Below are 13678 nucleotides of genomic sequence, written 5' to 3' on the forward strand. Positions count from 1 at the left end.
CCGCACCCAGCTTCAGTTCTTCCGGTGACCTATCAGCCGTGGCTTCTGCTCCAGACCGTCCAGACCGTGCCACGCCAGATTCACCAGATGCGCCGCGACCTCCGCCTTCTTCGGCTTACGGACGTCCAGCCACCACTGGCCGGTCAGCGCCACACTCCCCACCAGCGCCTGCGCGTACAGCGGCGCCAGCTTCGGATCGAACCCCCGGGCCTTGAACTCCAGTCCCAGAATGTCCTCGACCTGCGTGGCGATGTCGCTGATCAGCGACGCGAACGTACCCGTCGACTGAGCCACCGGCGAATCCCGCACCAAGATCCGGAACCCGTCCGTGTAGTTCTCGATGTAGTCCAGCAGTGCGAACGCCGCCTGCTCCAGCAGCTCCCGAGGATGCCCGGCCGTCAACGCGCCCGTCACCCCGTCCAGCAGCTGCCGCATCTCCCGGTCGACCACGACCGCGTACAGCCCCTCCTTGCCACCGAAGTGCTCGTACACCACCGGCTTCGACACCCCGGCCTTCGCCGCGATCTCCTCCACCGACGTGCCCTCGAAGCCCTTCTCGGCGAAGAGCGTCCGGCCGATGTCCAGCAGTTGCTCACGGCGCTCCGCGCCCGTCATCCGCACCCGGCGGCCACGCCGGGGCTTGTCGCTGCTGTTCGTACCGTCGATCGCCACATCCTCAATCATGCCGCGTTCGCGGACTCGCTCCGGCGCCGGGCGGCGATCCGGTCCTTGTCCGGCCACCGCACATCGTGCGCCCAGCCCAGCAGCTCGAACCAGCGGATCAGCCGCGCACTCGAATCCACCTGCCCGCGCAGCACCCCGTGCCGCGCCGACGTCGGATCCGCGTGGTGGAGGTTGTGCCACGACTCACCGCACGACAGCACCGCCAGCCACCACACGTTCCCGGACCGGTCCCGCGACTTGAACGGACGCTTCCCCACCGCGTGACAGATCGAGTTGATCGACCACGTCACATGGTGCAGCAGCGCCACCCGCACCAAGGACCCCCAGAAGAACGCCGTGAAAGCGCCCCACCACGACATCGTCACCAGACCGCCGATCAGCGCCGGCAGCGCCAGCGACAGCGCCGTCCACAGCACGAACTGCCGCGAAATCGCCCGAATGGCCGGATCCTTGATCAGATCCGGGGCGTACTTGTGCTGCGGCGTCTGCTCCTCGTCGAACATCCAGCCGATGTGCGCCCACCACAGGCCCTTCATCAGCGCCGGAACCGTCTCCCCGTACCGCCACGGCGAATGAGGGTCACCCTCCGCGTCGGAGAACTTGTGGTGCTTGCGGTGATCCGCCACCCAGCGCACCAGCGGCCCCTCCACCGCCAGCGACCCCATGATCGCCAGCGCGATCCGCAGCGGACGCTTCGCCTTGAACGCGCCATGCGTGAAATAGCGGTGGAAGCCGATCGTGATGCCATGGCAGCCGATGTAGTACATCGCCACCAGCAGACCGAGATCCAGCCAGCTCACGCCCCACCCCCAGGCCAGCGGCACCGCCGCGACCAGGGCCAGGAACGGCACCGTGATGAACAGCAGCAGCGTGATCTGCTCGATCGAACGCTTGTTGTCCCCGCCGAGTGTCGCGGAGGGTAGATCCGGGGCGGGTTCGAGCACGTCGGGGCGTGTGGTCATGGGTGTCCCCCGAGGGGTGAAGGGAAGTGGAATGGACGCGCGGCTACGCTCCCGTAACCTACGGCGACGTAAGTATCGCAGCGCCCAGGCGCGCGGCAAGAGGGCCAAGGGCGGCGCCGCGAAAATGGACACCTATCCTGGGTGTGTCGGACAGCGCGGTCCGCAAGCCTCCAGAAACCCTCCAGACGTGCTCAAACGCTGCAAGGAGCCGCACCTGTGAGCAGTGCCGACCAGACCCCCGCCGCAAACGCCGAGCTGCGATCCGATATCCGCCGACTGGGCGATCTGCTCGGCGAGACCCTCGTCCGGCAGGAAGGACCCGAGCTCCTCGAACTCGTCGAGAAGGTCCGCCGGCTCACCCGCGAGGACGGCGAAGCCGCAGCCGAGCTGCTCGGAGACACCGACCTGGAGACCGCCGCGCGCCTCGTCCGTGCCTTCTCCACCTACTTCCACCTCGCCAACGTCACCGAGCAGGTCCACCGCGGCCGCGAGATGCGCGAGAAGCGCGCCGCCGAAGGCGGCCTCCTCGCCCGCACCGCCGACATGCTCAAGGACGGCGACCCCGAGCACGTACGCGAAACGGTCAAGAACCTCAACGTCCGGCCCGTCTTCACCGCACACCCCACCGAAGCCGCCCGGCGCTCCGTGCTCAACAAGCTCCGCCGCATCGCCGCACTCCTGGAAACCCCGGTCATCGAGGCCGACCGGCGCCGCCACGACCTGCGCCTCGCCGAGAACATCGACCTCATCTGGCAGACCGACGAACTCCGCGTCGTGCGTCCCGAGCCCGCCGACGAGGCCCGTAACGCCATCTACTACCTCGACGAGCTCCACGCCGGAGCCGTCGGCGACGTCCTCGAAGACCTCACCGCCGAGCTCCACCGCGTCGGCATCGAGATCCCGGCCGGCACCCGCCCGCTCACCTTCGGCACCTGGATCGGCGGCGACCGCGACGGCAACCCCAACGTCACCCCCCAGGTGACCTGGGACGTCCTGATCCTCCAGCACGAACACGGCATCACCGACGCCCTCGAAGCCATCGACGAGCTCCGCGGACTGCTCTCCAACTCCATCCGCTACACCGGCGCCACCGAGGAGCTCCTCAGCTCCCTCCAGGCCGACCTGGAGCGGCTCCCCGAGATCAGCCCCCGCTACAAGCGCCTCAACGCCGAAGAGCCCTACCGCCTCAAGGCCACCTGCATCCGGCAGAAGCTGGTCAACACCCGCGAACGGCTCGCCCACGGCACCCCCCACCAGGAAGGCCGCGACTACCTCGGCACCGCCGCACTCGTCGAGGACCTCGCCCTCCTGCAGACCTCCCTGCGCGAGCACCGCGGCGGCATCGTCGCCGACGGCCGCCTCGACCGCACCATCCGCACCCTCAGCGCCTTCGGCCTCCAGCTGGCCACCATGGACGTCCGCGAACACGCCGACGCCCACCACCACGCCCTCGGCCAGCTCTTCGACCGCCTCGGCGAGGAATCCTGGCGCTACGCCGACATGCCCCGCGACTACCGGCAGAAGCTCCTCGCCAAGGAACTCCGCTCCCGCCGCCCCCTCGCACCCACCCCGGCCCCCCTCGACCCGGCCGGCGAGAAGACCCTCGGCGTCTTCCACACCATCAAGGAAGCCTTCGAGCGCTTCGGCCCCGAAGTCATCGAGTCCTACATCATCTCCATGTGCCAGGGCGCCGACGACGTCTTCGCCGCCACCGTCCTCGCCCGCGAGGCCGGCCTCATCGACCTCCACGCCGGCTGGGCCAAGATCGGCATCGTCCCCCTCCTGGAGACCACCGACGAGCTCAAGGCCGCCGACGTCATCCTCGACGGCATGCTCGCCGACCCCTCCTACCGCCGCCTCGTCTCCCTGCGCGGCGACGTCCAGGAGGTCATGCTCGGCTACTCCGACTCCTCCAAGTTCGGCGGCATCACCACCAGCCAGTGGGAGATCCACCGCGCCCAGCGCCGCCTGCGCGACGTCGCCCACCGCTACGGCGTACGCCTGCGCCTCTTCCACGGCCGCGGCGGCACCGTCGGCCGCGGCGGCGGCCCCTCCCACACCGCGATCCTCGCCCAGCCCTGGGGCACCCTCGAAGGCGAGATCAAGGTCACCGAACAGGGCGAGGTCATCTCCGACAAGTACCTCATCCCCTCCCTGGCCCGGGAGAACCTGGAACTGACCGTCGCGGCCACCCTCCAGGCCTCCGCCCTGCACACCTCCCCCCGCCAGTCCGGCGAAGCCCTCGCCCGCTGGGACGCGGCCATGGACACCGTCTCCGACGCCGCACACTCCGCGTACCGCAAGCTCGTCGAAGACCCCGACCTGCCCGCGTACTTCTTCGCCTCCACCCCCGTCGACCAGCTCGCCGAACTCCACCTCGGCTCGCGCCCCTCCCGCCGCCCCGACTCCGGCGCCGGCCTCGACGGACTCCGCGCCATCCCCTGGGTCTTCGGCTGGACCCAGTCCCGCCAGATCGTCCCCGGCTGGTACGGCGTCGGCTCCGGCCTCAAGGCCCTGCGCGAAGCCGGCCTCGACACGGTCCTCGGCGAGATGTACGACCGGTGGCACTTCTTCCGCAACTTCCTCTCCAACGTCGAGATGACGCTGGCCAAGACCGACCTGCGGATCGCCCGCCACTACGTCGACACCCTCGTCCCCGACCACCTCAAGCACGTCTTCGACACCATCGAGGCCGAACACACCCTCACCGTCGCCGAAGTCCTCAAGATCACCGGCGGCGAGAAGCTCCTCGACTCCAGCCCCGTCCTCCAGCAGACCTTCGCCATCCGCGACGCCTACCTGGACCCCATCTCCTACCTCCAGGTCGCCCTCCTCGCCCGCCAGCGCACCGCCGCCGAACGCGGCGAGGAAGCTGACCCCCTGCTCTCCAGGGCCTTGCTCCTCACCGTCAACGGCGTCGCCGCCGGCCTGCGCAACACCGGCTGACCCCACCCCCGCACACAACAGTGCCCCCGCCGGACCGGCGGGGGCACTGCCTTACGCGTATCAGTGCTGCTGAGCCTTACGACGCCGCATTACCAGGAAGGCGCCGGCACCCGCGAGGGCGACGGCGACGGTGGCGAGCACACCGACCGGCGCACCGGCGCCCGTCTCGGCGAGATCACCGGAACCGCCACCCTGACCCGACGGAGCCGCCGACGGCGCCGGCGACTCGCCACCCGGCTGCTCCGCGGCCGGCTTCGACGGCTCCGAGACAGGCTCGGACGGCTCCGAGACGGGCTTCGACTCCTTCGGACCCGGCTTCGACTCCTCCGGAGCCGGCTTCGACGGCTCGGTGCCCGACTCCTTCTGCGGCTCGCAGTCCGACTTGAAGACCTTGTGCTTCGCCTTGCCGTTCTCGCCCTCGAAGTTCCAGAACAGCTTGTACTGCCCGTCGGGCAGCGTCATGTCCGGCGTACGACCATGACCCGAGCCGTCCAGCGTCAGCGAACCGGCCTTCACCGTCTCGCCCTTGTCCAGCTCGTTGACGGCCCAGGCCTCGATGTGCCAGATCACCTTCTGGAGGGCGTCAAAACCGAAGCCGTCGAGGTAGAACGCGCAGACCTTGGGCTCGTTCCGGCGGTCGTCCGCGGCGGTCCTGGCGTCATGGATCTTCACGGTGCCGTTGTCGCCCTTGGGCTTGGGCTTGGGCGTGGCGTAAGTGGGGGAAGTCAGCAGCAGCGGCACGGACATGGCCGTGACCAGGGCAGCACTGACGGAAACACGGATGCGCATGGGCAGTCCAACGTGAGAAGTGAGGGATGCCGTGGGGGGCGGCTTGAGCCTCCCACGCACCCCACGCGGCCCCACACCCCCGGCGATAACGATCAGGTGAATCTCAGATTCCGCTACGCGCGCCGCGCCCGACGAGCCCCCACGCAAGCCCCCGAACCCCCACACACGCCCTCACAACGCGAAGAACGTCCCCACCAACACCGAACCACCCGCCGCCGCCACACCCCACGCCACCCGAGGCAACCGCATACCCCCACCGATCACCAGCGACGCCAGCAACAACGCCCCACCCAACGGCAGCCACGCGTGCAAACCCCCCGCCCAGCCCGACCGCAGCGCCTCCTTCGTCCCCGGCTTCACCACCACCGGCAACGACTGCCCCTTCTGCACCGCCACAGAACGCTCGATCGTCACATCCGTACGAGCCCCGCCAACCTCCGGCGCAAACCGGCCCGTACAGACCTCCTCACCACACCCCGCCACCGAAAACGTCCCGTGCTCACGGCCCTTCGACAACACCACATGCTGCGCCGAACCCCACGACGACCACACACCCGCCACCACCAACAACACGGCCACCAACGCCATGGCGAGACTGCGGGCAAGGGGGACGAGGTCACTCCGCTTCATGAGCGGGGATCGTACAGGCGTACCCCTCAGGAGTTGTACGTGGACTGCGCCCGCTCCAACCCCTCGATCACCAACGCCTCCACCGCATCGGCGGCCCGGTCCACGAAATACCCGAGCTCCTTACGCTCCGCCGACGAGAAATCCTTCAGCACGAAATCCGCCACCTGCATCCGCCCCGGCGGACGCCCGATCCCGAACCGCACCCGGTGATACTCCGCACCCATCGCCTTCGTCATCGACTTCAGACCGTTGTGACCGTTGTCCCCGCCACCCAGCTTCAGCCGCAGCGCCCCGTAATCGATGTCCAACTCGTCATGGACCGCCACCACATGAGCCGTCGGCACCTTGTAGAAATCCCGCAACGCCGTCACCGGCCCACCCGACAGATTCATGTACGACATCGGCTTCGCCAGAACCACCCGACGATTCGCCGGACCCGCAGGCCCCAGACGCCCCTCGACCACCTGCGCCTGCGCCTTCTGCGCCCGCTTGAACTTGCCGCCGATCCGCTCCGCCAGCAGATCCACCACCATGAAGCCGACATTGTGCCGATTACCGGCATACTCCGGACCCGGATTACCGAGGCCCACGATCAGCCAGGGGGCGTTCGCGTCGGTCGTCATGTGCGTCACGTCTCCTCGAATGCGTACACGTACAAAAGAAACGGGGTGGCGGGCCGCAGCCCACCACCCCGTCCACGTCAAGCAGAGCCTACGGCTCAGGCCTCGGCGCCCTCAGCGGCCTCGGCAGCCTCACCCTCGGCAGCCGGCTCCTCGGCCTGCGCGGCCAGAACCTGCAGCACCACGGCGTCGGCGTCCGTCACCAGGACGACGCCGTTCGGCAGGGTCAGGTCCTTCGCCAGCACCGACGAACCGGCCTCCAGGCCCTCGACCGACACAGTCACGGCCTCCGGCAGGTGGGTGGCCTCAGCCTCGACGGAGACCGTGTTCAGCACGTGCTCCAGCAGGTTGCCACCGGCCGCCAGCTCACCCTCGGCCTGCACCGGAACCTCGACGGTGACCTTCTCGCCGCGCTTCACCAGCAGCAGGTCGACGTGCTCCAGGAAGCCCTTCAGCGGGTCACGCTGCACAGCCTTCGGGATCGCCAGCTCGTTCGACTTGCCGTCGATGTCCAGGGACAGCAGAACGTTCGGCGTACGCAGCGCCAGCAGCAGGTCGTGACCCGGCAGGGTCAGGTGCAGCGGGTCGGTACCGTGACCGTACAGAACACCGGGAACCTTGTTGTCGCGGCGGATACGGCGGGCAGCACCCTTGCCGAACTCGGAACGGGTCTCGGCGGTGATCTTCACCTCGGACATGTGCACTCCTCGTAAGCAGTAACGAATGTGGCTGAGTCACCCGGCCACGACTGGCCTGCTACGAAGAGCGCGTCGATAACGGACCGCCGCACCCATGGGTACGGCCTCCCTCGCCGAGCAACCTCGCCAGTCTACGCGGAAGGCCGCGAGCAACCCAACTGGATCACTCGCGGCCTTACCAGCACAGAGGAAACGACTAGCCCTGCTCCTCGAAGAGGCTCGTCACCGAACCGTCCTCGAACACCTCACGCACCGCACGCGCGATCGTCGGCGCGATCGACAGCACCGTGATCTTGTCCAGCTCCAGCGAGCTCGGGTCCGGCAGCGTGTCCGTGAACACGAACTCGCTCACCTTCGAGTTCTTCAGCCGGTCCGCCGCCGGGCCCGACAGCACACCGTGCGTCGCCGTCACGATGACGTCCTCCGCACCGTGCGCGAAAAGCGCCTCAGCGGCCGCGCAGATCGTGCCACCCGTGTCGATCATGTCGTCGACCAGGACACACACCCGGCCCTCGACCTCACCGACGACCTCGTGCACGGTCACCTGGTTCGCCACGTCCTTGTCACGGCGCTTGTGCACGATCGCCAGCGGCGCGTCCAGCCGGTCGCACCAACGGTCCGCCACCCGCACCCGGCCGGCGTCCGGCGACACGATCGTCAGCTTCGAACGGTCCACCTTCGCGCCCACGTAGTCCGCCAGGACCGGAAGCGCGGAGAGGTGGTCCACCGGACCGTCGAAGAAGCCCTGGATCTGGTCCGTGTGCAGATCGACCGTGAGGATCCGGTCGGCACCCGCCGTCTTCAGCAGATCCGCGATCAGACGCGCCGAGATCGGCTCACGACCACGGTGCTTCTTGTCCTGACGGGCATAGCCGTACGACGGAATGATCACGGTGATGCTCCGGGCCGACGCCCGCTTCAGCGCATCGATCATGATCAGCTGTTCCATGATCCACTTATTGATCGGAGCCGTGTGACTCTGGATCAAGAAGCAGTCCGCGCCACGCGCCGACTCCTGGAAGCGGACGTAGATCTCACCGTTCGCGAAGTCGAAAGCCTTGGTCGGCACGAGGCCGACACCCAGCTGATGGGCGACCTCCTCGGCCAGCTCGGGGTGGGCGCGGCCGGAGAAGAGCATCAGCTTCTTCTCGCCGGTCGTCTTGATCCCGGTCACAGCACTGTCTCCTCAGACGTGTTCTCTGGCCGCGGGTCCCTCGAGCGCGAGCCAGCCGACTGTACGGACCCGGGGATGGCACCCCGGACCCCGAGCCGAATTAATGTGCACGTATCACGGTACGCCCAGATCGGCGCACCTGTTTTCGGTCAGTCTTCGCCGTTGGCCTGTTCAGCCGCGACCTGAGCCGCCTGAGCGGCCGCGCTTCCAGGCCGCTTCCGGGCCACCCAACCCTCGATATTCCGCTGCTGGCCACGGGCGACGGCGAGCGAGCCGGGCGGCACATCCTTGGTGATCACAGAGCCCGCCGCGGTGTACGCGCCGTCCCCGACCGTGACAGGAGCCACAAACATGTTGTCCGAGCCGGTCCGGCAGTGGGACCCGATCGTCGTGTGGTGCTTCTTCTCGCCGTCGTAGTTCACAAAGACACTCGCGGCACCGATGTTCGAGTGATCACCGATCGTCGCGTCACCCACGTACGACAGATGCGGCACCTTCGTACCCTCACCGATCGACGCGTTCTTCGTCTCCACGTACGTACCGATCTTGCCCTTGGCACCCAGCCGCGTCCCCGGCCGCAGATACGCGAACGGACCCACCGACGCGTCCTCACCGATCACCGCGGAATCGGCGACCGTGTTGTCCACCCGCGCCCCACGGCCCACCGTCGTGTCCCTCAGCCGGGTGTTCGGACCCACCTCGGCGTCCTCGGCCACATGCGTCGAACCGAGCAGCTGCGTCCCCGGGTGCACAATCGCGTCCCGCTCGAACGTCACCGTCACGTCCACCAGCACCGACGCCGGATCCACGACTGTCACACCAGCCGTCATCGCCGCCGTCAGCAGCCGCTCGTTCAGCAGCCGACGGGCCTCCGCGAGCTGCACACGGTTGTTGATCCCCAGGATCTCCCGGTGATCACCCGCGACCGACGCACCCACCCGGTGCCCCGCCTCCCGCAGGATCCCCAGGACATCGGTGAGGTACTCCTCGCCCTGGCTGTTGTCCGTACGCACCTTGCCCAGCGCGTCCGCGAGCAGCCGCCCGTCGAAGGCGAAGACCCCGGAGTTGATCTCCCGGATCTCCCGCTGCTCCGCCGAGGCGTCCTTGTGCTCGACGATCGCCGTGACGGCCCGGGAGGCGTCCCGCACGATCCGGCCGTAACCGGTGGAGTCCGGCACCTCGGCGGTCAGCACGGTGACGGCGTTGCCGTCGGCGGAGTGGGTGGCGGCGAGGCTCTTCAGCGTCTCCCCGGAGAGGAGAGGCGTGTCACCGCATACGACCACGACGGTCCCGTCGGGAGCCTGCCCCAGCTCTTCGAGGGCCATACGAACGGCGTGACCGGTGCCGTTCTGCTCGTGCTGGACGGCGGTGCGGGTGCCCTCGTAGTACGCGTCGAGATGCCCCTTGACCTGCTCACGGGCGTGCCCGACGACCACGACGAGGTGCTCGGGCCCGAGCTCACGGGCGGCGGAAACGACGTGTCCGACGAGCGAGCGCCCGCAGATCTCGTGCAGGACCTTGGGGGTCTTCGACTTCATGCGGGTGCCCTCACCCGCTGCGAGGACGACGACGGCTGCCGGGCGGTTGGCGCTCACGGGAATGCCCTTCGGCTTCGGGTGGTGGACATCCGCAGGATACCGGGGGGTCTCGGGGGTGAAATGAGTGCGGGTCCCGACCGTGGAGGTCGGGACCCGAACCAAGCAGCTCCCCTGCCAGGACTCGAACCTGGAACAAATCATCCAAAGTGACCCGTGTTGCCGATTACACCACAGGGGATAGCTTACCGGGCCGAAACGGACAATTCGTTAGTCCGCTGACCTGGCGGCCTCCACTATGCCGTACCAAGACCCTTCGATGCGACGGTAGAGCTCGGCGCTCTGCCGTACTTTGACGACGAGGCAGCCTCGGTAGTCGGACCCGGTGTTCTTGCGGACCGTCTTGGGGTTGTGCCTCTTGAGCGTGGTCTTGTTGAAGGCGCTGCGATCCGCCCCCACGAGCTGCGCCCAGTACTGCTCGGCGCCCTCGACGTCGGCGTTCTCGTGGATCATCACGCAGTACCGGACCAGCCCCCGTTCCACTCCGAGGAGATCGAGCCAGGCGAGGAAGATCTCGATCATCCCGGGGTCGCTGTTGACGAACGTGACGTTCTCCCGGCGGTCGTAAGGCTTGTCCTTGCTGCCTTCCGCCCAGTACAGGCCCACACCCAGCAGGAACAGCTCACGGTCCGAGAGGGTGCCTACCTCGCTCGCGGCGGTGCGCTTGGTCGCCTGCCGTTCCTCCTCGCGTCGCTGCAGCGTGACCTCCCAGCCGCGCTTGGCGATCTCCGACGCCTGCTCGCGGGTCCGCTTCCGCTCCGGCTTCGGCAGATCCCGTACCCACAGCGAGATCGAACTCTTCGAGCACCCCAGTTCCAGCTGGATCTGGTCGTACGTCTTCCCCTCCCGCCGCAGCTCCCGCGCCCTCTCCCTCAGGTCGTCCTTCGCGTTCGGGCGCTTCGTCCACTCCGGTGCGGGTTCGCCGTCCAGGAGGCGGTTGAGGATGTCGTTGTTGTCGACGAAGAGGCGGTCGCGGATCTGGCGGCGGCTGAGGCCTTCGCGGCGCAGGGCGATCGCCTGGCGGCGAAGGCCCTCGAAGTCGGCGTACTTGCCGGTGGTGGAGGTCATGGGCATACCGTCGTCCGGAATCCGGACGTCCGGCTCGAAAGCGCGGGCGATTCAGTTGTTCGGGGGATCTCTGCCCGTTTCGAGGGTGAATCGCCATTTTCCGTGCTCCCGTACCCCCCGGAAAATCGCTCGCCACCGCCCTTAGTCTGGGAGGCATGACCACATCGGGGGCACACCAGGACGCGGCGGGCGTTGCCGCTCGTGGCTGGTGGTGGTGGGAGCGGCGGCGGAGTGTCGCGTTGGACGTGGGGCTTGGCCTGGTGTCCGCGCTGGAGTGTGCGCTGGAGGGGGTCGGGTTCGCCGATCGGGCCGGGGTGCCGGTGCCGGTGGGGGTGTTGTTCGGGCTGGTCGTCGGGGCCGTGCTGGTGTTGCGGCGGCGGTGGCCGATCGTCGTGGTGCTCGTGTCGATCGCGGTGACGCCGGCCGAGATGGGCTATCTGATGGGCATCGTCGGGCTGTACACGCTCGCGGCGTCCGAGGTGCCCCGGCGGATCATCGCCGCGCTCGCGGGGATGTCGATGGTCGCGGTGATGATCGTGACCTTTGTGCGGCTGCGGCAGGACATGGCGGAGGCGGATTTCGACGCCTCCGCGTGGTACGTCCCGCTGGTGTCGGTGATCATGACGCTGGGGCTGAACGCGCCGCCTGTGCTGTTCGGTCTGTACATAGGGGCGCGGCGGCGGCTGATGGAGAGTCTGCGGGAGCGGGCGGACAGTCTTGAGCAGGAGCTGTCGTTGCTGGCGGACCGGGCTGAGCAGCGGGCTCAGTGGGCGCGGCAGGAGGAGCGGACGCGGATCGCGCGGGAGATGCATGACGTGGTCGCGCACCGGGTGAGTCTGATGGTGGTGCATGCGGCGGCGTTGCAGGCGGTGGCGTTGAAGGATCCGCAGAAGGCGGTGAAGAACGCGGCTCTGGTGGGTGACATGGGGCGTCAGGCGTTGACGGAGCTGCGGGAGATGTTGGGGGTGCTGCGGGAGGACGCCGGGGGCGCGGGGCAGGTGCGTGGGGTGGCTCCGGTGCCGTTGGCGGCGGTGGGGATGGCTGCTGCGGCGGCTGCTCAGGCTGCGGCTGATGCGGGTGGGGGCTCTGAGGGGCCGTGTCTGGAGCATGTGGCGGAGCTGGTGGAGCAGTCGCGGCAGGCCGGCACGGTGGTGGAGCTGGTGGTGATGGGGGAGGCGCGGGTGTATGCGCCGGAGGTGGAGCAGACGGCGTACCGCGTGGTGCAGGAGGCGCTGACGAATGTGCACAAGCATGCGGCGGGGGCGAAGGTGATTGTTCGGCTGGCGCACCGTGAGGCGGAGGTGGCGATGCAGGTGGAGAACGGTCCGTCGGACGGGGCGGTGGCGGATGCGGGTCTGCCGAGCGGGGGCAATGGTCTGGTGGGGATGAGGGAGCGGGTGACGGCTCTGGGTGGGGTGTTTGTGTCGGGGCCGACGGATGCGGGTGGTTTCCGGGTGTCGGCGGTGTTGCCGACGGGTGGGGTTGTCTGAGCCTGGCTGTCAGGGGGAGACGAGGCGGGTGGGCCGGGCCCCGGTGATCAGGGTGGCGAGGGCGGCGTCGATGGTGTTGCCGAGGTACCAGTCGCCGGTGTGGTCGAGGCTGTAGACGCGGCCTTCGGTGTCGATGGCGAGGACGGCTTGGTGGTCGCCTTCTTCGCCGAGTGGGGCGATTTCGGTGTCGAGTGCGCGTCCGAGGTCGGCGAGGGTGCGGGCGAGGTGGAGTCCGGCGAGTGGGTCGATGTGGAGGGTGGCGGGGGCGATTTCCCGGCCGGGGCCGGGGGCGGTGATGTGGAGTCCGCCGAATTCGGCCCAGGCTTCGACGGCGGCGGGGAAGAGGGTGTGGCGGTGGCCGGCGGGGGAGACATGGGCGCGCAGGGTGTCGGCCCAGTGTTCGGCCTGTTTGATGTCCCAGCGGCCGGGTTGCCAGCCGGCTTCGCGCAGGGCGGCGTCGACGGCGACGGGGAAGCGTGTGGTGTTGAGGTCGGGCATGGGGGCGGGGTTCAGCCGTTCTGGGCGGTGGGGTCGACGGGGCGTACGCCGAAGTGGGCGAGCATGGCCGTGCAGGAGCGGCAGGGGGCGGCGTAGCTGCCGTGGAGGGGGTCGCCGTCTTCGCGGATGCGGCGGGCGGTGAGTTTGGCGTGCTTGAGGGAGCGGCGGGCTTCGCCGGGGGTGAGTGGTTTGCGCTGGGCGCGTTTGGAGCGGCCTGCTTCGGTCGCGGTGAGGTGGCGGGAGAGCAGGATGGCTTCGGGGCAGCGGCCGGTGAAGCGTTCGCGTTGGCCGCTGGTGAGGGTGTCCAGGAAGTCCTGGACGAGGGGGTGCAGCGGGGGTGGGTGTTCGCCGCGTCCGGCGGTGCAGGTGAGGGTTTCGCCGCGGACGGAGAGTGCTGCTCCTACGGTGGGAAGGATGCCGTCGCGGCGTTGACGCAGTAAGGGGGCGCGGTTGGGTTCGGCGCTGCTCCAGCTGAGGCGTGGATCGCCTCCGGTATTCGTCGTACCGGCCTGTGCTGCGTGCAT

General features: G+C 68.6%; 13 protein-coding genes and 1 tRNA gene. 2 read left to right on the forward strand and 12 right to left on the reverse strand.

Annotated features, from left to right (window positions below; translation table 11 throughout):
• Positions 1-12 precede the first annotated feature (12 nt).
• Positions 13-684 (reverse strand): TetR/AcrR family transcriptional regulator, encoded by a 672-nt coding sequence (locus IEZ01_RS15015; RefSeq protein ID WP_040875141.1) that lies wholly within the window; start codon positions 682-684, stop codon positions 13-15.
• Positions 681-1646, reverse strand: a complete 966-nt coding sequence (locus IEZ01_RS15020; RefSeq protein WP_019887012.1) for an acyl-CoA desaturase — start codon at positions 1644-1646, stop codon at positions 681-683. Before IEZ01_RS15020 ends, IEZ01_RS15015 begins: the two co-directional genes overlap by 4 nt.
• Positions 1647-1862: 216 nt before the next feature.
• On the opposite strand from IEZ01_RS15020, the gene ppc reads away from it, so the two are divergent.
• Positions 1863-4592: a phosphoenolpyruvate carboxylase gene (gene ppc / locus IEZ01_RS15025; protein WP_019887011.1), complete on the forward strand. Its 2730-nt coding sequence runs from the start codon at positions 1863-1865 to the stop codon at positions 4590-4592.
• A 60-nt stretch (positions 4593-4652) separates the two neighbouring features.
• Here the strand turns inward: ppc and IEZ01_RS15030 are convergent, their stop codons facing one another.
• The 8 genes from IEZ01_RS15030 to IEZ01_RS15065 all read right to left on the reverse strand — a co-directional run bounded on the left by IEZ01_RS15030 (position 4653) and on the right by IEZ01_RS15065 (position 11166).
• Complete coding sequence (locus IEZ01_RS15030) at positions 4653-5381, reverse strand: LAVTG motif-containing sortase-dependent surface protein (RefSeq protein WP_019887010.1); 729 nt, start codon at positions 5379-5381, stop codon at positions 4653-4655.
• Positions 5382-5552: 171 nt separating this feature from the next.
• Complete coding sequence (locus IEZ01_RS15035) at positions 5553-6011, reverse strand: hypothetical protein (RefSeq protein WP_019887009.1); 459 nt, start codon at positions 6009-6011, stop codon at positions 5553-5555.
• A 26-nt stretch (positions 6012-6037) separates the two neighbouring features.
• Positions 6038-6634 carry an aminoacyl-tRNA hydrolase gene (pth, locus tag IEZ01_RS15040; protein WP_019887008.1) on the reverse strand — a complete coding sequence of 199 codons (597 nt, stop codon included), beginning with the start codon at positions 6632-6634 and terminating at the stop codon, positions 6038-6040.
• 95 nt (positions 6635-6729) lie between these two features.
• On the reverse strand, positions 6730-7329 hold the full coding sequence (locus IEZ01_RS15045) for a 50S ribosomal protein L25/general stress protein Ctc (protein ID WP_189202081.1): 600 nt from the start codon (positions 7327-7329) through the stop codon (positions 6730-6732).
• Between the two features lie 196 nt (positions 7330-7525).
• Positions 7526-8503 carry a ribose-phosphate diphosphokinase gene (locus IEZ01_RS15050; protein WP_019887006.1) on the reverse strand — a complete coding sequence of 326 codons (978 nt, stop codon included), beginning with the start codon at positions 8501-8503 and terminating at the stop codon, positions 7526-7528.
• Between the two features lie 149 nt (positions 8504-8652).
• Positions 8653-10098: a bifunctional UDP-N-acetylglucosamine diphosphorylase/glucosamine-1-phosphate N-acetyltransferase GlmU gene (glmU, locus tag IEZ01_RS15055; RefSeq protein WP_189202083.1), complete on the reverse strand. Its 1446-nt coding sequence runs from the start codon at positions 10096-10098 to the stop codon at positions 8653-8655.
• A gap of 109 nt (positions 10099-10207) precedes the next feature.
• Positions 10208-10279: transfer RNA gene (locus IEZ01_RS15060), tRNA-Gln, on the reverse strand.
• Between the two features lie 29 nt (positions 10280-10308).
• Positions 10309-11166 (reverse strand): hypothetical protein, encoded by an 858-nt coding sequence (locus tag IEZ01_RS15065; protein ID WP_189202085.1) that lies wholly within the window; start codon positions 11164-11166, stop codon positions 10309-10311.
• A gap of 155 nt (positions 11167-11321) precedes the next feature.
• Between IEZ01_RS15065 and IEZ01_RS15070 the strand changes: the two genes are divergently transcribed.
• Positions 11322-12656, forward strand: coding sequence for a sensor histidine kinase (locus tag IEZ01_RS15070; protein WP_019887003.1), 1335 nt, complete (start codon positions 11322-11324; stop codon positions 12654-12656).
• 9 nt (positions 12657-12665) lie between these two features.
• Here the strand turns inward: IEZ01_RS15070 and IEZ01_RS15075 are convergent, their stop codons facing one another.
• Positions 12666-13154 carry an SUKH-3 domain-containing protein gene (locus tag IEZ01_RS15075; RefSeq protein ID WP_019887002.1) on the reverse strand — a complete coding sequence of 163 codons (489 nt, stop codon included), beginning with the start codon at positions 13152-13154 and terminating at the stop codon, positions 12666-12668.
• Positions 13155-13165: 11 nt separating this feature from the next.
• On the reverse strand, positions 13166-13678 hold the full coding sequence (locus tag IEZ01_RS15080) for a YwqJ-related putative deaminase (protein WP_019887001.1): 513 nt from the start codon (positions 13676-13678) through the stop codon (positions 13166-13168).

The sequence above is a fragment of the Streptomyces purpureus genome (assembly GCF_014648195.1).
Lineage (GTDB): Bacteria > Actinomycetota > Actinomycetes > Streptomycetales > Streptomycetaceae > Streptomyces > Streptomyces purpureus.

Excerpts from the sequence above, each read along its gene's own strand:
- IEZ01_RS15045 (WP_189202081.1), bottom strand. The coding sequence starts at position 7,329 with ATGTCCGAGGTGAAGATCACCGCCGAGACCCGTTCCGAGTTCGGCAAG.
- pth (WP_019887008.1), bottom strand. The coding sequence starts at position 6,634 with ATGACGACCGACGCGAACGCCCCCTGGCTGATCGTGGGCCTCGGTAAT.
- IEZ01_RS15080 (WP_019887001.1), bottom strand. The coding sequence starts at position 13,678 with ATGCACGCAGCACAGGCCGGTACGACGAATACCGGAGGCGATCCACGC.
- IEZ01_RS15030 (WP_019887010.1), bottom strand. The coding sequence starts at position 5,381 with ATGCGCATCCGTGTTTCCGTCAGTGCTGCCCTGGTCACGGCCATGTCC.
- IEZ01_RS15035 (WP_019887009.1), bottom strand. The coding sequence starts at position 6,011 with ATGAAGCGGAGTGACCTCGTCCCCCTTGCCCGCAGTCTCGCCATGGCG.
- IEZ01_RS15070 (WP_019887003.1), top strand. The coding sequence starts at position 11,322 with ATGACCACATCGGGGGCACACCAGGACGCGGCGGGCGTTGCCGCTCGT.
- IEZ01_RS15075 (WP_019887002.1), bottom strand. The coding sequence starts at position 13,154 with ATGCCCGACCTCAACACCACACGCTTCCCCGTCGCCGTCGACGCCGCC.
- IEZ01_RS15015 (WP_040875141.1), bottom strand. The coding sequence starts at position 684 with ATGATTGAGGATGTGGCGATCGACGGTACGAACAGCAGCGACAAGCCC.
- IEZ01_RS15065 (WP_189202085.1), bottom strand. The coding sequence starts at position 11,166 with ATGACCTCCACCACCGGCAAGTACGCCGACTTCGAGGGCCTTCGCCGC.
- IEZ01_RS15020 (WP_019887012.1), bottom strand. The coding sequence starts at position 1,646 with ATGACCACACGCCCCGACGTGCTCGAACCCGCCCCGGATCTACCCTCC.